General features: G+C 48.9%; 20 protein-coding genes and 2 pseudogenes. 5 read left to right on the top strand and 17 right to left on the bottom strand.

What is annotated here, in order from left to right; all coding sequences use genetic code 11:
• Positions 1-303 precede the first annotated feature (303 nt).
• Positions 304-558, bottom strand: coding sequence for a hypothetical protein (locus ACOJUR_RS01475; RefSeq protein WP_420949078.1), 255 nt, complete (start codon positions 556-558; stop codon positions 304-306).
• On the opposite strand from ACOJUR_RS01475, the gene ACOJUR_RS01470 reads away from it, so the two are divergent.
• Positions 536-1,702, top strand: coding sequence for an MFS transporter (locus ACOJUR_RS01470; protein ID WP_420949077.1), 1,167 nt, complete (start codon positions 536-538; stop codon positions 1,700-1,702). The two genes, ACOJUR_RS01475 and ACOJUR_RS01470, sit on opposite strands and share 23 nt — an antisense overlap.
• A gap of 228 nt (positions 1,703-1,930) precedes the next feature.
• Here ACOJUR_RS01470 and ACOJUR_RS01465 read toward each other — a convergent pair whose 3' ends face one another.
• From ACOJUR_RS01465 to ACOJUR_RS01445, 5 genes are all read right to left on the bottom strand, one after another.
• Positions 1,931-3,151, bottom strand: coding sequence for an MFS transporter (locus tag ACOJUR_RS01465; RefSeq protein WP_420949076.1), 1,221 nt, complete (start codon positions 3,149-3,151; stop codon positions 1,931-1,933).
• Between the two features lie 19 nt (positions 3,152-3,170).
• On the bottom strand, positions 3,171-3,650 hold the full coding sequence (locus ACOJUR_RS01460) for an ArsR/SmtB family transcription factor (RefSeq protein WP_420949075.1): 480 nt from the start codon (positions 3,648-3,650) through the stop codon (positions 3,171-3,173).
• Positions 3,651-3,687: 37 nt separating this feature from the next.
• A complete protein-coding gene (istA, locus tag ACOJUR_RS01455) occupies positions 3,688-4,317 on the bottom strand; it encodes an IS21 family transposase (protein WP_420949074.1) in 630 nt (209 codons plus the stop codon).
• Between the two features lie 52 nt (positions 4,318-4,369).
• Positions 4,370-5,634, bottom strand: a protein-coding gene (locus ACOJUR_RS01450; RefSeq protein WP_420949004.1) for an IS3 family transposase whose coding sequence is annotated in 2 segments (ribosomal slippage) — positions 4,370-5,313 and positions 5,313-5,634 — 1,266 coding nt in all. Because the reading frame shifts where the segments join, the coding sequence is not laid out codon by codon here.
• 36 nt (positions 5,635-5,670) lie between these two features.
• The gene (locus ACOJUR_RS01445) at positions 5,671-6,135 is read right to left on the bottom strand and encodes a helix-turn-helix domain-containing protein (RefSeq protein WP_420949073.1); all 465 of its coding nucleotides are present in this window, start codon (positions 6,133-6,135) and stop codon (positions 5,671-5,673) included.
• 157 nt (positions 6,136-6,292) lie between these two features.
• Between ACOJUR_RS01445 and ltrA the strand changes: the two genes are divergently transcribed.
• Together ltrA and ACOJUR_RS01435 are read left to right on the top strand one after the other, a co-directional pair.
• On the top strand, positions 6,293-8,059 hold the full coding sequence (gene ltrA, locus ACOJUR_RS01440) for a group II intron reverse transcriptase/maturase (RefSeq protein ID WP_420949072.1): 1,767 nt from the start codon (positions 6,293-6,295) through the stop codon (positions 8,057-8,059).
• A gap of 148 nt (positions 8,060-8,207) precedes the next feature.
• Positions 8,208-9,372 (top strand): IS3 family transposase gene (locus ACOJUR_RS01435; RefSeq protein WP_420949071.1). Its coding sequence is split into 2 segments (ribosomal slippage): positions 8,208-8,467 and positions 8,466-9,372, totalling 1,167 coding nucleotides; the frame shifts between segments, so codons are not numbered across the junction.
• A gap of 71 nt (positions 9,373-9,443) precedes the next feature.
• On the opposite strand, the gene ACOJUR_RS01430 is transcribed toward ACOJUR_RS01435, so the two are convergent.
• The 8 genes and pseudogenes from ACOJUR_RS01430 to ACOJUR_RS01395 all read right to left on the bottom strand — a co-directional run bounded on the left by ACOJUR_RS01430 (position 9,444) and on the right by ACOJUR_RS01395 (position 15,302).
• On the bottom strand, positions 9,444-9,908 hold the full coding sequence (locus tag ACOJUR_RS01430) for a nucleotidyltransferase domain-containing protein (RefSeq protein ID WP_420949070.1): 465 nt from the start codon (positions 9,906-9,908) through the stop codon (positions 9,444-9,446).
• Between the two features lie 55 nt (positions 9,909-9,963).
• Positions 9,964-10,578, bottom strand: coding sequence for an O-methyltransferase (locus tag ACOJUR_RS01425; RefSeq protein ID WP_420950484.1), 615 nt, complete (start codon positions 10,576-10,578; stop codon positions 9,964-9,966).
• Positions 10,579-10,602: 24 nt separating this feature from the next.
• A pseudogene (locus ACOJUR_RS01420) lies at positions 10,603-11,149 on the bottom strand (DUF1572 family protein).
• A gap of 542 nt (positions 11,150-11,691) precedes the next feature.
• Positions 11,692-12,504 (bottom strand): phosphotransferase family protein, encoded by an 813-nt coding sequence (locus ACOJUR_RS01415; protein WP_420949069.1) that lies wholly within the window; start codon positions 12,502-12,504, stop codon positions 11,692-11,694.
• An 80-nt stretch (positions 12,505-12,584) separates the two neighbouring features.
• A complete protein-coding gene (locus ACOJUR_RS01410) occupies positions 12,585-12,983 on the bottom strand; it encodes a VOC family protein (RefSeq protein WP_420950483.1) in 399 nt (132 codons plus the stop codon).
• A gap of 33 nt (positions 12,984-13,016) precedes the next feature.
• A pseudogene (locus tag ACOJUR_RS01405) lies at positions 13,017-13,486 on the bottom strand (GNAT family N-acetyltransferase); the annotation flags it as partial.
• A gap of 215 nt (positions 13,487-13,701) precedes the next feature.
• Positions 13,702-14,469: a creatininase family protein gene (locus ACOJUR_RS01400; protein WP_420949068.1), complete on the bottom strand. Its 768-nt coding sequence runs from the start codon at positions 14,467-14,469 to the stop codon at positions 13,702-13,704.
• Between the two features lie 56 nt (positions 14,470-14,525).
• Positions 14,526-15,302, bottom strand: coding sequence for an SDR family oxidoreductase (locus ACOJUR_RS01395; protein WP_420949067.1), 777 nt, complete (start codon positions 15,300-15,302; stop codon positions 14,526-14,528).
• 670 nt (positions 15,303-15,972) lie between these two features.
• Here ACOJUR_RS01395 and ACOJUR_RS01390 point away from each other — a divergent pair.
• On the top strand, positions 15,973-16,977 hold the full coding sequence (locus ACOJUR_RS01390) for a transposase (protein ID WP_420949066.1): 1,005 nt from the start codon (positions 15,973-15,975) through the stop codon (positions 16,975-16,977).
• Positions 16,978-17,052: 75 nt separating this feature from the next.
• On the opposite strand, the gene ACOJUR_RS01385 is transcribed toward ACOJUR_RS01390, so the two are convergent.
• Positions 17,053-18,009, bottom strand: a complete 957-nt coding sequence (locus tag ACOJUR_RS01385; RefSeq protein ID WP_420949065.1) for an IS3 family transposase — start codon at positions 18,007-18,009, stop codon at positions 17,053-17,055.
• 105 nt (positions 18,010-18,114) lie between these two features.
• On the opposite strand from ACOJUR_RS01385, the gene ACOJUR_RS01380 reads away from it, so the two are divergent.
• Positions 18,115-19,392: an IS110 family RNA-guided transposase gene (locus ACOJUR_RS01380; protein WP_420949064.1), complete on the top strand. Its 1,278-nt coding sequence runs from the start codon at positions 18,115-18,117 to the stop codon at positions 19,390-19,392.
• 520 nt (positions 19,393-19,912) lie between these two features.
• Here the strand turns inward: ACOJUR_RS01380 and ACOJUR_RS01375 are convergent.
• Together ACOJUR_RS01375 and ACOJUR_RS01370 are read right to left on the bottom strand one after the other, a co-directional pair.
• Positions 19,913-20,110 carry a hypothetical protein gene (locus ACOJUR_RS01375; RefSeq protein WP_306955528.1) on the bottom strand — a complete coding sequence of 66 codons (198 nt, stop codon included), beginning with the start codon at positions 20,108-20,110 and terminating at the stop codon, positions 19,913-19,915.
• Between the two features lie 86 nt (positions 20,111-20,196).
• Positions 20,197-21,150: an IS110 family RNA-guided transposase gene (locus ACOJUR_RS01370; RefSeq protein ID WP_420949053.1), complete on the bottom strand. Its 954-nt coding sequence runs from the start codon at positions 21,148-21,150 to the stop codon at positions 20,197-20,199.
• Between the last annotated feature and the right edge of the window lie 149 nt (positions 21,151-21,299).

Genomic DNA, 21,299 nt, shown 5'->3' with positions numbered 1-21,299 from the left:
GGACGTCCTCCAGAAGATGTCCTCGGTTTCGGCTCGTGAGTTTGTTGAAAATAGTAGGTGAGTAACCCCCACAATGCGCAGCACCAATGCCGCTCTGTAACTCTGTGAGCGTCAAATAGTGCCCACAGACAAAGAAGATTTACGTAGTAGTCGTTTGGCTTCCGTCAATCGAAGTTTAAAGATATGCTGGAGATGACATAAGAATAAAGTAAGATTACACCTCGCATGAGGTCAACCAGCTGTTCACCAACCCTTACCTTGTCCGACCCGAATTTAGGGTAAAGGTCCCGTAACCAGTGAATTTTAGGGGACACGATATCGTCGTTCCAAATATGTTTTGTCAATTAACTCAACATGTGACGACGAATAAAACGGATTATCGAGTAACCAATCTTCTGAGCCAATCATGTCGGTTACCGCATGGTCCACATATCCAGGAGTAAAAAATACGTAAAATGACTTAACCTCATGTTTGGAATCAATTTCAATTGAATACGGTTGATGGTCGTTCAGTAATAAATATCGATTTAGGTCAATGGTTCTTGTGCCACTGTCCAAACGATATTGTGCACTCCCAATACTAGGAGGGAATTTTCATGTCAGCGTCAGTGAGATTACATGGACGGTAACGCTGTATCTCCTTTCACTTACTACCACGCTCGTATTCTTTGGCCGAGTCAGCGACCGAGTTGGCCGTCTGAAGGTTTACTCATGGAGATTGATGGTATTTGCAACCACGTCAATTTTGTGTGGTGGAGCATTCTCAGCCCCGCAATTGATACTCTTTAGGGGACTTCAAGGACTTGGTGCTGCGATGCTTCAAGCAACATCAACGGTTATTATCACAACATGCATTCCCCAAGAAAGACGAGGAGTTGCTTTAGGGACGCTCGCGATGATGATTGGACTTGGTCCTGTTCTAGGACCGAGCATTAGTGGAACACTTCTCTCATTTGCAGGGGGGAAATTTATTTTTTTGATTAACGTCCCTATTTGTCTACTCGACTTGTGGAGGACCGTAAGGATTATGAGGGTACTTCCCTTTTGCTTGTTTGACCTATCACTCATCGTGTACATCGTATTGGAGAAACGAGCATCAAGTCCTATAATACCGTTGTCATTGTTTCAGAATGCCAGCTTCGTTGTTCCTATGTTCGCCGTTACTATGTTAGGTTTGGCCACTGCAGTTGCCTTTATCGTGTCACCATATTTTCTCGAACAGGTATCAAACCTTTTGCCTTGCCAGGTGGGATTAGTGAATCTAGTCTCACCCTTGGGTCTCGTCATTCTGTCTAGAATATCCAGTAAACGTATTGAAGTGTTTGGCGCTCCACTACTCATGATCGTAAGATTGAGCGTTATGTCAAATGCTCTCGGGCTATTAAGCATGATTCAACCAGATTGGAACGCCGTCTTACTCGGTGTATTACTACTACTACTGTATGGAGTAGGTGCAAGCATATTTGTTCCTGCAAATTTAACGGCAATTATGGGATCTGTAGGTACTGAATTGCAGGGAACTATCGGGGCATTTCAGCAAATGGTACAAAATATGGGTATTGCCATCGGAACATCGATAGCTACTACCATGATTCATGCAGGTATGAACAATGGTGTTGCAGGATATGTCGGCTATTTCGGGTCTTGTCAGGGGAATTACGGTAATGAACTCAGTTTAGCTCTTGATTTTTGTGGCTCGTAAATGAATGGCCAGCACCGAGGTGTGAATTCATGGAGTATTCTATGTAGTCGGAAACGTCGCCATTCTAAAAGATTGGTCTTGCGCTATCCGGCCCGATTGCGACGAAACAGTGATCACGTCAACATTGTATATTCATGCAATGTGACCGCCGATCCTTTGTTTCAGAATCGCACCCGTTACCTGAAAAAGGGGCAGACTGACGTGACGTTTTGCATTCCTAGAAAACCATTAAGCTGATGTATGACTTTCAGAAATAGGATTTGAATGTTGAAACAGCATGGCAATGAACGTTGTAATTCCTAATAGAAGCATACAAATTGTAAAGCCAATGGTCATCATTCTTACACCGATGGCATCCGCCATGAATCCAGCAGTCACTGTCAACACAATAATTAATCCTTGGGTTATTGGTGTAGTGACATTTGCCACTCGCCCCATGTACTCAGGCGGTAATGACATCTGATAAAATGTCGAAAACCCAGAACTAGAGAGAGAGATGAATATTCCTAACACAACAAATCCAATCGCAGCTATCCCCAAAGAATGTGAAAAAGCATACATCACAAAACCAACACTCCCGAATAACGAACCCACACCGATTAGAATGTTCAAAGAAAATTTGTTTGCTAAAATTGCGACAAAAATTGCCCCGAAAACGTAGCCAGCACCAGCTATTGAGACGAGGAAGCTGTATTGGCTCGGCGATAAATGCAACACTCCTTTAGCAAAGACCACTTCCTGAGAATCAGTTGCGGCTCCAATTACACCAGATAGAGTCACCAATGACAGTACAAATGTGAAGAAGGCTCGTTGTCTTAATACTTGCATCGCTTTACGTAAATCCAAAACCCATACACGAAAATAAGCAGGTTTCTCTTTGGTATTTGGTGCTTCCTCTAAGCTGGATTTGAAGCTTGGCAACACAAACAGAGATACGGCGGAAACAAAAAAGGTAATCGCATCGATCCAAATGGCAGACGATATGCCACCCGTAAGGTTAACAATAAGACCCGTAACCGCTGGACCAACCACAATCGCCCCTGATTGCAAGGCTCCTCGAATACCATTTACACGCTTCCTACGATGGTTCGGAACCAGATATGTGACATATGGAGCTGAGGAAGCGGAAAAGAACGACCCGACACCATTAACAAAGAACAAAAGCAAATACAATAGCCATACGTGAGCCGATATAGTCATTCCTGCTATTAAAGCTGCACGTATAAATTCGGTCACGATCATAACAGACCTTCGATTCAAGCGATCTGTGATACTCCCTGCCCATGGACTTACCATGAGCTGAGCTAGTGCTGGAATAATCCACAAAATCGAAACCGCCGTGGGGGAATGCGTAATGTTGAGTACCCAAATGTTCACTGCTATGAGCAATATAAAATCGCCAATCTGTGAGACACCTCGAGCGGCAAGATATACCGTTATGTGTGCCAAGTTCTTATCTTTCAAGACATCAAATCCCACTCTTTCTCAGAGTGTCTGGAATAACAATGGATCCATCAAAAACGACTTCAGATGCACCTGTGGAACTGGTACGGTTCTCCCATTTAGTGAGAAGTTCCATGAGTTCGTCAACAAACATCTGAAGCTCCTGTTCCGTTAGGTTGAAATAAGCAAACATCCGAGAACGGGTTCGCCCTGATATACCTGTGTGGTTCTTCAAATCACTGATCTCAAAGCGATCTGCCACGGAACGATAGTATTTCTCCAATATTCCCGAAGACTCTTTGGTCTCGACAAGCTCCAAAAGACCGCCTTTGTATAGTTTTTGCATGTGGTAATGGACGTTCCCTGGTGATTCCTGCAGATATTCGGCTACTTGCTTTGAGGTCATGGCGTTGTCCTTTAGAACATACATGATTCGTACTCGGATTGAACTGGATAGTAATTCAAACTGGTCTGCCGTGATTGACATCGGAGCGTGCTTATCCAATTCCCAACACATCCTATAAATTATATTGATCTGAATTTTAGATCTTAAGTCCATGGAAGTCAACAAGTTGAGTTAGCCAATAACGATGAGCGTGTCTTGTGTCGCATTCCTGCCCAACGTATCGATAGGGCACTGAGTATCGATTCGTTGGGTACGAAACCAATGCATCTGCTGGGACTTTTCGTGAATAACGCTCTACGGATTCAAATGGTGTTACATTGAAGTGTTTGAGATGCTCATCCTTCCAACGCACCACAGGCTGCTCATGGGTTGTGCCATGAATACGGACATTGGCCACTGTGTCCATCCACACTCGAGCGCGCAGATTCAAATCATATAAGCTGGTGAATTCTCGAATACGCGGCCAAAAGTTCTTTCGTACGTATCCAACGCCATTTTCAATTTTGCCTTTCGTACGGGGGCGATGTGGCTGACAGCGTCGGATTGCAAAGCCATGATGTGCAGCGAAGTTGGCAAATCGTTCATTCCAAATCGCCTCTCCTTGCTCGTCCTGACCAACGACCACTGTCTTCATATTGTCGTAAAGGCAGGTCTCTGTCATTCCACCAAAGTACTGCATTGCACGCCAATGACACCCCATAAGCGTTTCCAGCTTCTCATCTTCGGTAAACTCCACATACAGCATGCGTGAGTATCCAAGAATCATGACCGGATTGACACCCGTAAGTTGGACATAGCTCTCTTTTTCTAGCGTTTTCTTAGACTTTCACATTTTCTTTCGGTTTTAATCCGGTATCACAATGCTTTTTGTGAAACTCGACCGGCGATAAGTAGTGCAGGCTGGAATGCATCCTTCTTTCATTGTAATATTCCATGAATGAAACTACTTCCCGATATGCCTGTGTATAACTCTCAAATTCAAAGCGAGAAAAACAGTCATCTTCCAGTATCCTGTGAAAAGATTCGATATGAGCATTCATATTTGGTGTCTTTGGCGGTATCCGCTCATGCTCCAGCCCAAGTTGTTCACATGTGGATTCAAACAGGTGACTGACAAACTGTGGCCCATTGTCGGAACGAATTACAGGCAACTCGGATTTCCCGTATAATTTTCGTTTCCAGAGCGCACTTTTCAGTGTATTTGCAGCATCTGTAGCCTCGCAGCGCAACCCAATATGGTAGTCCACAATTTGTCTGTCATACACATCAATATACGACAGCACGAAGAAGAATCGATCTTCACCCGTAATATAGCCATACTTAATATCCACTTCGAACAATTGATTCGGACCCGTGATATCTCGGTTTCTAGCCAATTTCCGAGGATGCTTTTCCTTCAATTTGCGTTGTGGCTTAAGGATCTTCAATTCCTTGCAAAGCCGATATACCTTTTTCTTGTTGATAACCAACTGGTACTTTCTCTTTAATAAATAGGTTAACTTGAGATATCCATAGGCAAAACCATCTCCTTCTATTTCATTCATAATCCATTCCTTGGCCTGCTCGTCACTTACCTTGCTGCCATCTTGTGTATAGGTATATTCGGTTACAGGACGCCCTCCAGCAGTCGTTCTCGGCTGTGGTTCATGTGTCTGCTGATAGTAATAGGTGGACCTAGAAACCCCCACGATGCGCAGCACGATGGTGACTGAATACCCGGCTGTGATCCACTTGTGTGCAATAGCTATTTTATCCGCAAGTGAGGGTTGGCTTTTTTTAACAGGTCACGCAAAATGTGATTTTCGAGTGCCTGATCAGCTAATGCCTTTCGTAATTTATCATTCTCAGAAGCCAACTCTGAACGCTCTTCAACGACCTGTTGGTAATCATCTGAAGTGACATGTGTTGGTATACCTTTTGATTTTCCAGGCGTTATACCTGTCTTCTTAAACTCACGAGTCCATCTACCAACCATATTGGCATTTAGATCGTGCTTCCTTGCCACAATAGTAGGACTACCAGTTTCCAGACATTCCTGGACGATCTGTTGCTTGAACTGTGATGAAAATTTCCGTCGTTCCATAAAGACAACCTCCTGTTGCTTCTAGTCTCCTATACTTTAGAGAGGTTGTCCAACCTGATTTCGGGGCTTAAGAGTGACAAAGGCATAAAGGCGCTTCTTTGTACCCTGCCAGTCTACTTTAAAGTGACCCCAGTCGACTTGTGCTTGACGGCCCGGCGGTGTTTCGAAACGCTCTGTTGCCTTCGCAGGAAGCGTCTCACGATATGGTCTCATAAAATTGCGTAGCGTGGTGACGCATCCGGTATACCCTTGTTGCTGAATTTCCTCGAAAAGTACGACTGCGTTCCTGCAACCTTCCTCCATACGCTGTAGGATGAATGTTTTGAACGGCTCTAGTTTACCCGGTGGTGTCACAGAACGCTGATAGGGTTGATGAGTTTCTTGTTGCAGCCATTTGCGCACGGTCTTTCTATCCCTCCTCATCTCCTCAGCAATTTGCGAGATGCTCATTCCCCGTTGTTTCATATCCCGAATCACAAAATACTCTCCATTCTGAACCAAGATTTCTCCCCTCCAGGGGAGATTGTCCGTTTAAGATGGGGAATTTTCAATTGCTGATAATGGGGAGTTTACACTTGTTGCTCACAATGGCGAAGGATTCCAGTTTGAAGTAGGTGCGCGTGAGTAAAGTAGGGCTCCCCATCAGGGAGTGATTGCGATGTCTACCGTCACTCAATCCTCCACATTGGAGGCAAAGAGATTCGAAACACAAGCGCGCCTTGCACGAAGATCCTTGGAACAACGACCATTTTCAAGACTACATCATCTGCTGAGATGGAATGTCTGGATTGACCTCTCCATTGAGAGAGTGTTGCGAAACAAGGGGGCATACACACCCGGCGTAGACAATAAGACGAAGAAGGATTACGCCACACCAGAGGCCCGGCAAAAGCTCCGGGAAGATGTGAAACAAGTTCTACGTATGTACTCATCCAGTCCTGTACGAAGAATCTTCATCCCGAAGAACCATAAGCCACATGAAACGAGGCCACTCGGTATTCCAACTATCGTCGATCGCGCGGCCCAGGATGCAGTGCGTAGCATTCTAGAGCCCATCTACGAAGGGAAGCAGCACCCGCACAGTTATGGATTCCGACCGTACCGCTGTACCCATCACGCCATTGAGCGTATCCGTTTCCTCATTGGCAGACACCGCTATTGCTGGGTGGTCGAGCTTGACATCAAGGGATTCTTCGACAACGTAGACCATGAAATTCTGCTGGATATCCTACGGTGGAATATTCATGACCGCAGATTTATAAAGGTTATCCGCAATATGTTAAAAGCGGGACTCGTCTACGCCGGAGAATTCGAGGGCACAGAACTCGGCACACCACAGGGTGGAGTCGCCAGTCCGATTCTCGGAAATATCTATTTGAACGAGTTGGATGAATTCATCGCGAACAAGTACGAATACCTATCACCTCGGGATCGGAGAAAAGCCACTATCCCCTGCTACATCGTGAGATACGCGGATGATGCAGTAATACTCTGCAGGAGCAAGGAACATGCCGAGACACTCAAAGCGGAAATCGCGGAGTACCTGAGCAACACACTGAAACTTCAGTTGTCGGAGCAAAAGACACTGGTGACGCACGCGGACAAAGGATTTGACTTCCTTGGATTCAATATCCGGCGATGGAAACGGCAGGGGAAAGAGCGAGTTCTGGCCAAACCGAGCCATAAGGCGATTCAACGGTTCAAGAGCACCATGGCTAAGGATTCAAGGGCATTCTTAGGGGCACCGGGCGCAGCAGTCATCTCCAACCTAAACCGAAAGATTCGAGGCTTCGCTGAATACTTTCGAAGAGGAAACGCGAAGGAGTCCTTCGCGGCTCTCGATTACTATCTGTGGTGGCTGGTATTCCGCAGGTTCCAGCAGAGAACGAGGGAACCCCCGAGTATTGTTGCGAAACGAAATCAGTATCGCTACAACGAGTCTGCCAATCTCCCACACCACCGAAGGTCTACGGCGAGAAATTTCGGATTCAGAGATGACAACGGTAATGTACACGTGCTGGATAAGCTTGGGCTCTACAAGATAGAGTATCCGAACAAGTGCTCGCAAAAGAATCCTTACGTGCCCGAGGACCGTGAGTGGCTGGATAGGAATCGCAAACTTCGAGAAACGATGAGAGTCCAACGTGCCAGATACATCGAGAGGCTATACGGATTGTCGGAAAACTGGGCATCCTACCGCAAATATGTGGTGACACGACAGGATGGACGATGCGCGAGATGCGCATGCAAACTCACAGGGCAGAACACGCATGTCGATTACTGGCCAGGAGTTGCAGGAGACATACGGATACAAATGGAGTCCATACCAGACAACCTCCTCGCCCTGTGCATTCCATGCTACAGGCGAAAACAAGAGCGGAGCAACAAGAAAACTGCGGGTCAGTCCGAACAACGTGCAAACTAAGACTACTTCAAATGGAGAGCCGGATGCATCGAAAGGTGCAAGTCCGGTTCGGGGAAGGGCTCGGGCGTCCAACTGCCCCCTTTGTGGGGCGGGTCGGCCCGGGCCTATTCTACAGAATGTAGGAATAAGGCGATTCGAGGTGAGCCACATGACACAGAAGTACGACAAGGAATTCAAACTTCACGCAGTTCAATTGGCTTTGGAGAGCGGGAAACCAGCGAGCCAGGTGGCTCGGGAGCTCGGTATTTCGCAAAAGACGTTGTATGGCTGGATGGCAAAATACAAGGAGGATCCTTCTACCCCGTTCGTCGGGAGCGGGAACCTCAAGCCGGAAGCGAAGGCCCTACGGGATCTTGAGCGGGAAATCCGTGAACTGCGAGAGGAGAATGCGATCTTAAAAAAGCTGTGCGCATCTTCACAAACGACCGGAAATAAGGTACCAATTCATCCACAGACACCGCTCCAAATTTTCGGTTGAGAAGATGTGCAAAATATTGGGGGTATCTCGGAGCGGGTATTATGCGTGGCGTGGGCGCCCTGAGAGCGAGCGATCCAAGCGTCGCAAGCGAATCACGAAACGAGTCCATCAGATATTCGTGAAATCCCGTCGTCTCTACGGCAGTCCTAAAATCACGCAGATCCTGTGGCAAGAGAGCGAACGTGTGGCGCAGAAGACCGTGGCCAAAATCATGCGAGAAAACCAACTGAGGAGCCGTACAGTTCGCAAGTACAAGGCGACCACGTATTCGAACCATAATTACCCGGTGCAGGAGAATGTGCTAAACCAAACGTTCGTAGCAGAGCGGCCAAGCCAGGTGTACATGGCGGACATTACCTACATTCCGACGAATGAGGGCTGGGTCTACCTAGCCAGCTTGGAGGATCTATACAGCCGCAAAATTGTGGGTTGGAGTGCGGGTGCAAGGATGACGAAAGAGCTGTGCATTAAGGCGTTGGAGCGGGCCTGGGAACGCCAGCGGCCGACTGGATCCGTATTGCATCATTCGGACCGTGGGAGCCAGTACGCCTCTCATGACTACCAGGAAAAGCTGCGAGAATACAAGATGGTTGGTAGCATGAGTCGCAAAGGCAACTGCTTTGATAATGCGTGCATCGAATCGTTTCACAGCATTATCAAACGAGAGCTCGTCTACCTGGAAAAGTTCAAAACAAGGGAACAGGCGATACGGCGGATCTTCGAATACATCGAGATCTGGTACAACCGGGAGCGAGTTCACTCATCCATCGGTTATCTAACACCGGTTGAATGCGAAAGAAGATATTTCCAAGCATTGAAGACCAAGGCAAGCTGAGTGGGGACAGAAACCATATCAGAATATTAAAACTTACAATTTCTCTGTTTTGGGGTATCTATTCTATTGACTTAATACCAGTTCAACCAATTCTTCAAGATCTCAGCCTTTCTTGTTCGTCCCATTAGACTGTACGCCTGATACTCATACTCCAAATTCAAAAGCGGAATGCACATCTCGCCAAAATTAACCTCCTCGATTATGGATCGCAACGGAGGAGTAGAAAGCCATATACCGTTAGGAGCTAATTTCTCTATGTCACCCATGATTTCGACTGACACTCCATCAACAAGCAATTTACCAAAATGGGAACGTATTTTCTGGGCTGTTCTGAATTCAACGGGTTCTATAACGTACCTCATCAAACTTCGCTCGATTTCGTATGCCCCATCCTTGTCCGTCTGGATGTCAATGTCCCCGACAGATACGTCAATGCCACGAATGTAAAATGCCAGACTACCTGTTAGGGCCCATGTGATATCGCTGGCGGAAATGGAATCATAAACCAACTTCAGGGCAGAAATTATCTCAGTCATATAATCCCCCCGTGAATTTCGCCTGTTCCCTAAAATCTGGGAATTGGCCGCAGCTTCAATTCTCTGTCCTAATACACCCGGCCCGTCGCATCATGATTTGAGACTTAGTGCCACAAGCTCTCCCTTGCCAACAGGAATAACATGCCTCAGGTAAGATGTCTCCTCCATACGTCGCATGAATTGCGCCATTTCCTGTGCATGGGATAATACGTTGTCGGTTATCCATATCCCCCCCTGGGGACAACATCCGTGTCAGACTATCAAAGTAGGTCAAATAGTTTTCACGATCAGCGTCGAGAAAGATGAAGTCAAATGTATCTGTCTCATGCCGACTCAAGTAGGATCCTATCTCTGATTCAATGAACGTTACACGTTGTTCAAGCCCAACTCGAGCGAAATTTTCCTTAGCCAGCAGAGTTTTCTTTGGACTCTTTTCAACAGTTGTCACGTGTCCTCCTGTCCGTCCTGCTGCCTTCGTGAGCCAAAGCGTAGAATAGCCGTCTGAAGTACCAAGTTCGAGTATACGGCGGGCTCCCATGGAACAAATAAGCAGTTCAAGCAACGCCCCGGTATCCGGCGTTATATTCATTAACAGCTCATCCCTCGGCAAAGACGGATTTGCGTCGTTGTCCTGACCGGTTCTCCACAACTCCTCAAGCAACTCATCCACATCCAAACCGCAACCCTCCCCGCTCTATTCGTCTTTCTTACCGAACCGATTCACCATGTTCTCCAGATATTCTTGTGACTTTCCACGAGGAATGGTCAACGTCTGCCAGTCCGCCCCCCCGGATTTGCTTGGCCAGGTACACAATCTGACCTGTATGGTACGAGAGGTGATACACTTGCCGCTCAATTGCTTGGACAACGGTGTGCGGTTCCGCACGGATGGTCACGATCTTCAGCAAGTCCTCCGGTTCGAGAGAGCCAACCGCCTGAAACAGTTTCTCCCATCCCGCTTCCCAAGCCGTCATCATCTCTTCACGGGATACATATCCACCTTCAAACTCTTTATCCCGGTTGCGGGTCGGCTTCTCTCCGTCCGTCGTGAGAAAATCTGTCCATCTCGACATCATGTTGCCTGCCACGTGTTTGACGATACGCGCAATGCTGTTTGACTCATTATTAGGGGCCCAGTGCAGCTCATGCAGGCTGAGTTGTTCGATCGCACGCTCAGCAGTTCTCTTCATATTCCGGAAATTTTCCAAAGCAGCGTCCAGATACGCACGTCCAAGGTCCATCTGTTTCGTCCTCCTTCATTTCTGCGGATGGATGCTTCGCCACTTCGACCACGAAACGACACCGAATTCTGGTTTAGGATTGTCTGGTAAAACAGAGATGAGTTCTAGCGCATGGCCATCTGGATCCGAAAAATACACCGATACCGCCGGAACCCAGCAGTGAACGCAAGCTTCATTGGCGAGCCGCCTGGTGCCCAGCCCTCGAGGATGCCATAAGAGGAACACGTGCATCTGGCGTTGGCTACTGCACCGTATGCGTCAGCATCCTCGTACTGGCACCCCGTGAAGTTGCACCACCTGCACATATCAGGCAGGTGTCGTCCTTTTCCGGGAACTCCCGCCGGCGGCTGAGCAAAGTTCCACAGGCCGCACAGCCAACGCTCTGCTCGGGAGCGCCGGATGCCAAGGTCCCACGTTCACTTCGTCAGTTCGTCGATTTTGTCATTTCATCGATTCATACGCTTCGTTGGGTTGTGAGGTGAATCGTAACTTGTCTGCTGTCCTTCCACTTCTTACACGCTACCACGTAGGGACGAGGCGCATCACCCTCCAAATTCCTCCACCACCTGCCGCAGTCCCTCCGCAACCAACGCCACATCCCCCGTCGCCAGCCCATGCAGCACCCCGTGGAATGGCGCCAATCGGCGGTAGAATCGTTGCCTGGCCCGGAACGATTCGTCAACCTGACAACCGTACCAAGGTAACAGTTCAGGTCCCACGTCATAGGCAGGATCACCGATTCCGCTGTCACCAAAGTCAATCACGCTGATTTCACCCGTCTCGCTGTCGACAAGGATATGTTCTGGCGAAAGATCGCCGTGAATGAGAACGGGGTGAAAGCTGAAGTGCTGGGCCTCACCCAGAAACGCTGCAATTCCGTCTGACACCCTCTCACCAGTCGAAGGGTCGAGAAGCGGAACAACGTCTGCTATGATGCGCTCCATGAACGCTTGCAGGCCTGTCTCCCAACCGTCTGAGCCGTCTGGACTGTTGTCGCCCGTCCACCGAAACCGAGGTACATCTGCGTCGTTCAGGGTACTCGTCGGGATGCCGTGGAGCTCGCCGAGAAAACAGCCAACCCGACGAAGCGCATCGTCTCTTGTCGCTCCCGGCGGAATCGCTGAAAGTGGCGTGCCCGTCAACTTCCGATATCCGACCGCCGATACGGTGAAGCGTCCATGTGGCTGGCCGATCCACTCAATCAGCGGGATCCGGACGCTCACGTACGGACGAATCACGTCCAGCACCCGAACCTCATTGGCCATCTGTCGTGCCACGGCAGGACGCTTGGGGATTCGGAAGACAATAGAGTCGTTGACCAGAATGGCAACGCTGTCCCATCCTTCTCCGAGCATTGAGATGTGCTCCACCTTTAGGTCTGGAAAGAGAGAGCGTAGAAAGTTCTCTGTCTCCCCAGGGGACTTCAGTACCCCGCTCACTGCCACACCTTCATTCGTTCTTCCAATGTGCCTGTGTGAAACTCAAGCTGTGTTCCATCCGGGTCGAGAAAATTTACCGTCCAGCCGCCCCCACGTTCCACGGGGCCTCGCACAATAGGGACGTGCGCCTTACGTAGCGTCTCGACAGCCGAATGAAATTCTTCAGGATCAACGTAAAATGCCACGTGATTGACACCAAGTTGCAGATTGGGCGGTTGAAGCTCAGGTCGCTCTTGAAGACAAACCCATGCCGCTCCCCATTCTAAATAAACGTCTCGGCGACCGTGATGGATCAATTCCATACCAAACGTGTCAATGTAGAAATTGAGAGACTTTTCAAGGTTGGACACGTCGATGGTACCATGGCTGAAGCCCTTGGCTACGGGAGTGTCTATGCAGTTACGAGTATCATCGGTATGTGCGTTGTTCCATTCCTCCCGCAAAACACCCATACGGATGGAATCGTAATACTCACCCTCATACAATCTTACTTTCCGGATTCGGGCTTCCATCTTCATGCCCAACTTTTCGGCGCAGCGGATCATCCGATGGTTCCCTGACCAGGTAGTAAGCCCAATTCGTACCAACGGCAAGGAAGCGAAGAGATAATCAATCCAAAGCTGCAACGCCTCAGTTCCATAGCCACCGTTCCAAAATTTTGGCTTGTAAATGACAATACCTACTTCCAGCCACAGCGATTCTATATGCTCCCAGTAATATGAGACTGTTCCAATGAGTTCCCCACTTTTGGTTGCGATGGCCACCCTGCTTGGCACATCTTCACCGGACGCCAAACGGTCCTTCATCTGCTTCACGAAGTGCTCATAGTCGATTCGATCCAACGGGTAAAAGGGGCGTCGCACTGCTTCCACTCCGTCGACTCCTGACCGTAAATCATCTGCCAGAACGGATAGAGGTCGCTCTCGGTAATACTGCGTAGGATGATTTTGTTCCCAACAATATGCGTCAAACTGGACTCCTCCTGTTCCCAATGCCCTCAAGCCAAAAATTTGGTTGTGTGCCATGTGTAAAGTTGTGTTTCTGAATCCGTATATCACCGTTTACCACTTCAACACGGGATTAACTCAAGCACTCACCGTTAGACCATCTCCGTCATGAATCCATTACAATACGTTCGGTTTTCCTTCGATAGGCTTCTTCCACAAACGCTTTTAAGCCTTCACAGTTTTTCTTGATGAAGGTCATCCACAAAGTCCGGCCTTTTTCCGCCAACTCTTCGGGTGTATAGGTTCCGGTGACAAATTCTCCCCAATTCCCGTCACGTGTAAGCTTCTCCCACCCCACAATATCTGCGAACTTGTTATGTTCGTCGGGGATGGGTGAACCGGCGGACTTAAGCTTAACGTACTCCGGGCAGAGAAACATTGCCGTACAGACTCCGATAAGCCCACCATGCATTTCATTACGTCCATCCAAACCTGCGGCCTTCAAGGCTTCTTCAAAAGCGCCCTGTTGATGATGTGGGTGTACTACCACAATATCCTCATACTTGAAATTCATATGTTTGATGAACGGGCCAATCCAATACGAACCGCCATGACCGGACGCAATTACAAACTTTCTGAACCCCTGGCGACGGAGATTCTCAATCATATCTTCGACAAAGGCACTAATGACGGCCGGACTGACTGTCACTGTCCCCTTGAACGTTGCGTGCTCTTCCGAGGTGTTAAACGGTAGAACTGGTAGGACGTATGCGTTGAGAGCCTTCCCATACTCCTTCCCATAGAGCTCCGCAATCAGCGTATCCAAATGCATTGGCAGAGTTGGACCAAACTGTTCGGTTGCTCCGATTGGAATTACCACCGTGTCGACACCACTCGCCGTTATCTCCAAGGTTGTGTTGGTGTAATTACACATGTTCAACTGACTCCTGTACGTCAAACCTGTCACCTCTTAACATCGTTCGAATTACTTCAGTCCCAAAACCCGCCGTCCGAATGAATGATCTGTCCTGTGATCCACTGTGCGTCGTCACTGGCCAAAAAGGTGATGAGTCGTGCGGCATCCTCGGGCTGACCAATTCGACCCATGGGGAACTTCTGTAACAAGAAGCCCTTTAACTCTTCCGACATCCACCCCGAATCGGTCGGACCGGGGTCTACGGCATTGACTGTTATACCGAGTGAGGCGACTTCCGCAGCAAGCGATACCGTAAAAGCAGAAATCGCTCCTTTTGTTGCCACGTAGGCAAGTTCTCCAGGCATTGGGCCCTTATCCTGTCCGGACACCATGTTGATGATTCGACCTCCACTCTGTCCACCCCAGCGGCGTGCAAACTCCACGCACAGCATACATGTCCCTCGAACATTCACGGCATAGTGAGCGTCCAAGATTTCGGCACTGAGGTTCTTAAACCCGTGCTGTGTAGAGTGCGTCGCATTGTTGACGAGAATCGATGGTTGGCCCAAAACCGAGCGTACCTCGTCCAGGATGGTCAACGGCGCATCGGGATCTGCAAAATTGACCTCAAGATGGCTCGCTCGCACACCGATGTGTCGCAATTCTTGAGCGAGATCGTCTGGCCAATCGTACTCTGCCCCCCACTCCATGGTCTCATCGTATCGACTCCAGTGAGTGAAGAAAATGTCGGCCCCATCATGTGCTAGTGACCTACAAATGGCAGTTCCAATTCCCCGCTCTCTACTCGCACCCGTCACAATGGCAATTCGTCGATCCAAACGCTTCGTCATCGTTCGTCCTCCTCACGTTCATTATATTTTCTGCTGTGTCTCTACTACGGTGCGCATCGATATCCCCCCCTGTTGCATCTGCCGATTTCCCTGGACAGCAAAAAACCGTGGGGCAAACGCTCCCACGGCGAAATATTCTTTGCACCCCGATTTTCACGTCGGGATGATAAAAGGCATTTCATCCACATGAGATCTCATGGTTTCTGAAGGCGCACCTTCATAACCACTGCTTTGATGCAGCGTTTGCATTCGTAAGACCTATTTCTGTTAGGCGCTTAGAATACAAACAAGGTCTTCATGACTGGACGAAATACCACCTTTGAACGGGTAATGTGAAATCTTCTCCAGTATAGATGATGTATTGATCCGTGGCAAGAGTCCGCGATCACTCAGCTAAAATCTTACCGAAAGGGTATCGGCTCACTCAAACAGAAATCTTACCGAAGGGATCGATGTGCGGATGTCCATGCAGAGTCGGCAAGAGTACCTGAGTACGATGCGCGTGCGTTACCTTAAGGCACGTACTAGGCAAGAGAAATCGCAGATTTTGGATGAGTTGGAGCGGACCCTGGGATACGCGCGGAAGTACGCGATTGCCACTATGAAACCCAAACCGGAGCACGATAAACCGCCCGCTAAGCGTACTCGCTCTCTTCGGTATAGGGATGTGATGCCCATCGTCCAAATCGTTTGGGAAGCACTCGACTATCCTTGTGCAGAGCGCTTGCATCCCGTGCTGATGTGTACTGCCGCACAGTTAGCCAATCACGGCGAGGTCAAGCTGACTCAAGAGGCAATCCGTGACTTGCAGCAAATGAGCCGTGCGACGCTGGCCCGTCGTATCGCCAAATGGAAGCGTCCCGGTACCAAGCACATCCCTGCCGACAGACGCCCGTCCGCGCATCTGCGCTCGGAAATTCCAGTGGAACGCTATGACTGGGACGAGGACAGACCTGGTGCGTTGGAAATCGACCTCGTCGAGCACAACGGCGGATCGTCCTTGGGACACTTCGCTTACACCCTCTCCGTCGTCGACGTCGTGACGGGATACAGTAGACGCGTTGCGGTACTTGGCAGGGGCCAGCTTGGTGTCATGGCAGCGCTGGAACGCATACTAACGGAATGGCCATATCCGGTGTGGGGAATCCACAGCGACAACGGCAGCGAGTTCATCAATGCTCACCTGGTTCGTTTCACGAAGGCGAATGGGCTGTCGCTCACCAGAAGCCGACCTTACAAGAAGAACGACAACGCTCACGTGGAGCAAAAGAATCGATTCTTGGTCCGCGAAATCGTAGGTTACGAGCGTTTCGACACTCCAGAGCATGTTCAATGGCTCAACACGGTTTATGCGTGGCTTGACGTATATGCCAACGCCTGTCTGCCCATGCGCAAGGTCATTGAGAAAAAACGTAACGGCAGTCACGTGCAAAAGAAATACGACTCAGCAAAAACTCCTTTGCAACGGGCGTTCGATGCTAGTGCCATCCCAACGAACAGCCAAAAGTACTGGAGTGAGTGGGCACAGTCCCTCAATCCACTACAGCTACACCGACAACTGGTGACACTGCTGGCACAGGGACTAGGCGGGGCGAACCTTGCTCCTGCTCCGCTGCCCGCACCGGTTTCCAGGGGGATCGACAACGACAAACGAAACGCGCGATCACTCAGCTAAAATCTTACCGAAGGAATCGATGTGCGGATGTCCATGCCGGATTGACACCCGTTGTTTGGACATAGCTCCCGTTTTCTAGCGTAATCTCAGACTTTCTTTCACATTTGTCTTCGGCGTTAGCCCAGTCTCGTAGTGTTGCTTGTTGAACTCGGGTGGCAGGTAATGCAGGCTTGAATGCAGCCGCCGATTGTTGTAATAATCCATAAAATCTACGACTGCTTTGTATGCCAGTTCATAACTTTCGAACTCGTACCGTGACAAACAGTCGTCTTCCAGAAGCCTGTGGAAAGACTCGATGTGTGCGTTCATATTCGGTGTTCGTGGCGGTATTCTCTCGTGCTCAATACCGAGTTGTTCACATGTCGACTCAAAGGCCAGGCTGACAAATTGCGGTCCATTATCTGAACGGATGACGGGTAAGACAGATTGGTCGAGTAGTCGACGTTTCCACAGTGCTCGTTTTAACGTATCCACAGCTTCTGTTGCCTCACAATGAAGCCCAATATGATAATCCGCTGTCTGTCGGTCAAATACATCAATGTATGACCGTACGAAAAAGAATCTGTCCTCACCATGAACGTAGCCGTATTTGATGTCAACTTCCCAGAGCTGATTCGGTGCCATAATGTCCCGATTTCTGGCCAATCTCCTTGGATACTTGGACTTGATTTGCCGCTGCTGTTTGAGAATCCCCAGCTCTTTACACAGTCGATATACCTTCTTCTTGTTGATAACCAACTGATACTCTCGTTTTAACACGTAGGTCAGCTTGAGATAACCGTAGGCAAACCCATCTCCCGCTACGGCGTTCATTATCCATTCCTTGACCTGTTCGTCACTAACTTTGCTTCCATCGTGCGTATACGTATATTGAGTCGCAGGACGCCCTCCAGAAGTTGTTCTCGGCTTCGGCTCGTGTGTCAGTTGATAATAATAAGTGGACCGAGAGACCCCCACGATGCGCAGCACGAAGGTGACTGAATGTCCGGCTGTGATCCACTTGTGCGCAATGGCTACTTTATCCGCAAACATTCCTGTAGAAGCTAAGAAATAGAGTTTGTAGAAATAATAACGCCCCGATACGATAAGTGTGTACTGGGTCGTAGCCCTCAATAACCCATCGTAGGAGGTGTTAATATGAAGTCTAGACTGGTTAAAGTGCAGAATCAACGCGTGGAACGAATTTCCACTACAACCCTTGTCATTGGTATCGACATCGCCAAGGAGAGACACGCTGCACAAGCTATTCACTTTCGAGGAATCGTCCTCAGCAACAAACCTATTATATGCTCAAATGACCGCTCCGGTTTTGAGCATCTGGAACGAACAATCCGCAAGCTACAGACAACCCATGGCATGGACGACGTCATCATAGGTATGGAGAGCACCGGACATTACTGGTTTAACCTTGCTAACTGGCTTGTTAAACAAGGTATCGACGTTGTGCTCGTGAATCCACTGACCACCAAAAGAAACAAGGAAAACAGAGATAATTCGCCTTCCAAAAATGACCCCAAGGATGCACTGGTCATTGCAGATGCCGTCAGTCGTGGATACTACGCCTCCTTTTCCCCAAAAGACGAAGCATTCCGGCGGATCCGAGTCGTCGTCACAAACAGGGAGCACTGGGTGATCGAACGTGGACGGATCGAAAACCGTATCCATCGTTGGATGGATATTCGTTTCCCTGAGTATGGACAAGCATTTGAGGATATTTTCAGTGCTCGTTCCCTAGCGACATTGCGCCGGTTCTCGACGCCGTCTGACTTGCTACAGCTGACTCCAGAACGAATGATAGAAATCTGGGGAGAGTACATGTCGAGACCTGGTGGTGTGCGTGGGAAGCGCAAGGCGATTGAACTTCTTGAGTTAGCCAGACACAGTGTTGGAGACACTTTCGCCTTGGAGGAAGACAAATGGGAACTCACACATTTGGTGGATGAGTACGAACGAATTCAGAGGATTGTTGAGGAAGCTGACGAGATGATGAAGAAGATGCTGCCCGAGATTCCTGGTTCAGAACTCGTTCTGTCCGTAGGGGTATCTGCTCCTGCAACGGCTGCCATTTTAGCCTTTGGCGGTAATTTAAGTAAGCTGTCTCATGGAAACCAGTTGCTGCGAAAAGCCGGTTTGAACCTCGCTGAGAAGAGTTCTGGTAAATACAAGGGGAAAATAAAGCTCACAAAGCGAGGCAATTCGCTACTACGCAAGCACCTTTACTTCACTGTGTTTCGCCTGCTGTCCCACAATTCTGCGTTTCAAGCTCTGCATACACACAACATTGAAGTGAAACGGATGACCAAGATGCAATCCATCATGAAATTAATCGGTAAACTGGCTCGAATGCTCGTCGCTATGGCCAGACAAGGGGAAGAATTCAGTTTAGATAAAGCCCAACTTACGTTAGCAGCTTAAGAAACCTGAGGGTCTCGACACGTAGATTGGCTCATTCGCAGGATTTCACAAAGAAAGCACGGGGTACCAAGAAACCCTCACTTTAGGGCAAAGCAGACCCGTTGCGCAAACGTTGATTGGACTCCACACCTTGGATAGATAGGACGAAGGAATGTAAGGGCGTAGACCCGTCGAGATTTGGGAGAGTGAATCCCAGGGACCTTGTGGAGAGAAGCGTGCAGCAAAGGACCTATATGGAAGATGCTGTTAAAACGCACTGCACCTTCTGTTCCCGCACGCGCTCGAACGGTTCTGCCTTACGAGGTATCTCCTCATTCCCACTCCATCTTATAACTAGGTTAATGAAATCCTGCGAATGAGCGAGCATTCGTGAGAAAAGGCTAATCATCTGAGGGAGTGAGGGTTTGCTTTTTTACGAAAATGAGTCCGTATCAGCTGAAGAGTCTCGATCGAATATGGACGAACGGAAATAGAGGCTGTCACTACAGTCTCGCGGAATGACTGGATATTCGCATCGGTATCAAGGTTTAGATACCTGGAATCCCTTCTCTTGCAACCTACGAATCATGTCCGCTTCCCGACGTTCTTCACTACGTTGCCTGAAACTATCTAGATAATCTGGACCAAGCTCTGTATACCGTTCTTTACGATGCAGGATGTGGTACACAATCCGAAGCAGAGTATGAGCGAGAGCGACAAGCGCCTTCTTGACGCCCATCTTACGGACCCATAACCAATAACGGGCGGACAGGCGGGTATTTCTTGTTCGTGCTGCTGCCCAGGCACATTCGCAAAGCACTGCTTTTAGAGCACTGTTCCCGCTTCGGGACCGAACCCGTTTTTTTTACCTGCACTCTCATGATTTCCTGGGCTGAGTCCGGCCCATGCCGCCAATTGTTTGTCACCGCCGAACTGCTCCATGTCGGTACCCATCTCAGCCAAGATGATTGCTGCCGCATTTGCATTAATTCCGGGTACGGTCGTAATGAGTTCAAAAGCTTCCTGCTTATCCGCCATGTGAGCGCGTATCTCTTGCTCTACTTCCAGAATGGCCTTCTCAATGAATTGCAGGTGTTCATAGGAAAATCGCAGCATATCTCGGTGATGTCTTCGTAAGCGACCGTTCAGTGACTGCAGCAATTTGGCTGATTTATGCCGTAGTGCACCCTTCATCTCCGACTCTAGGAACTCCAATGTAATGACTTCGCCGTCCATAATCTTTTGTAGCAGAATTCGTCCGGATACCCCGAAGATATCCGACATATGCGTAGTCAGTTTAATGTTTGCATCCTGCAGGAGTCGATGAATTCGGTTTTTCTCGGAAGTAGCATCCTGTACGAGCTTCTTCCGGTACCGAGTCAGATCGCGCAGGTCCCGTGTTTCTTGAGAAGGGACGAAACTACCTTCAATGAGACCAGAGCGAAGGAGTTTGGCTATCCACTCTGCATCTTTCATGTCGGTCTTACGTCCAGGGAGGTTTTTGATGTGGTGCGCATTGGCGAGGAGCAATTCAAAATCAAAGGCTTCAAGCACGTTCCAGACGGGCTTCCAGTAGACCCCCGTGCTCTCCATAACGACATGCGTACAGCCACTCTCGTTGAGCCAATCTGCAAGCGCTAGTAGATCCTCAACCATCGTGCCAAACGTCCGGATTTCAGACTTGGGCGAGCGATCCAGTGGGCCTGTTAACACACAGGCGACTACAGATTCCTGGTGTACGTCCAGCCCAGCACACCGCTCAAGAATGGCTTCCATCATGAATGACAACCTCCATCCCACAGAATGATGAATCCGAAGACAACCCGACATTGAAGATTTTTTACTCGGACTCTCGGTCCAATATCCTGTGCTTCGAGGGTTGTCCATTCAGTTTTTTTATCGGGGTCAAACCACCACAAAGCAGAACC

Origin of the sequence: Alicyclobacillus tolerans, from assembly GCF_048984885.1 — a bacterium.
GTDB classification, from domain to species: Bacteria; Bacillota; Bacilli; order Alicyclobacillales; family Alicyclobacillaceae; genus Alicyclobacillus_I; species Alicyclobacillus_I tolerans.
Note: the sequence above shows the minus strand (reverse complement) of the source record. Positions and strands in the feature narration are given on the sequence as shown.

Excerpts from the sequence above, each read along its gene's own strand:
- ACOJUR_RS01470 (WP_420949077.1), top strand. The coding sequence starts at position 536 with ATGGTTCTTGTGCCACTGTCCAAACGATATTGTGCACTCCCAATACTA.
- istA (WP_420949074.1), bottom strand. The coding sequence starts at position 4,317 with ATGATTCTTGGATACTCACGCATGCTGTATGTGGAGTTTACCGAAGAT.
- ltrA (WP_420949072.1), top strand. The coding sequence starts at position 6,293 with ATGTCTACCGTCACTCAATCCTCCACATTGGAGGCAAAGAGATTCGAA.
- ACOJUR_RS01430 (WP_420949070.1), bottom strand. The coding sequence starts at position 9,908 with ATGACTGAGATAATTTCTGCCCTGAAGTTGGTTTATGATTCCATTTCC.
- ACOJUR_RS01415 (WP_420949069.1), bottom strand. The coding sequence starts at position 12,504 with ATGCTCGGAGAAGGATGGGACAGCGTTGCCATTCTGGTCAACGACTCT.
- ACOJUR_RS01400 (WP_420949068.1), bottom strand. The coding sequence starts at position 14,469 with ATGTGTAATTACACCAACACAACCTTGGAGATAACGGCGAGTGGTGTC.
- ACOJUR_RS01395 (WP_420949067.1), bottom strand. The coding sequence starts at position 15,302 with ATGACGAAGCGTTTGGATCGACGAATTGCCATTGTGACGGGTGCGAGT.
- ACOJUR_RS01390 (WP_420949066.1), top strand. The coding sequence starts at position 15,973 with ATGCCCATCGTCCAAATCGTTTGGGAAGCACTCGACTATCCTTGTGCA.
- ACOJUR_RS01385 (WP_420949065.1), bottom strand. The coding sequence starts at position 18,009 with ATGTTTGCGGATAAAGTAGCCATTGCGCACAAGTGGATCACAGCCGGA.
- ACOJUR_RS01380 (WP_420949064.1), top strand. The coding sequence starts at position 18,115 with ATGAAGTCTAGACTGGTTAAAGTGCAGAATCAACGCGTGGAACGAATT.
- ACOJUR_RS01375 (WP_306955528.1), bottom strand. The coding sequence starts at position 20,110 with ATGGGCGTCAAGAAGGCGCTTGTCGCTCTCGCTCATACTCTGCTTCGG.
- ACOJUR_RS01370 (WP_420949053.1), bottom strand. The coding sequence starts at position 21,150 with ATGATGGAAGCCATTCTTGAGCGGTGTGCTGGGCTGGACGTACACCAG.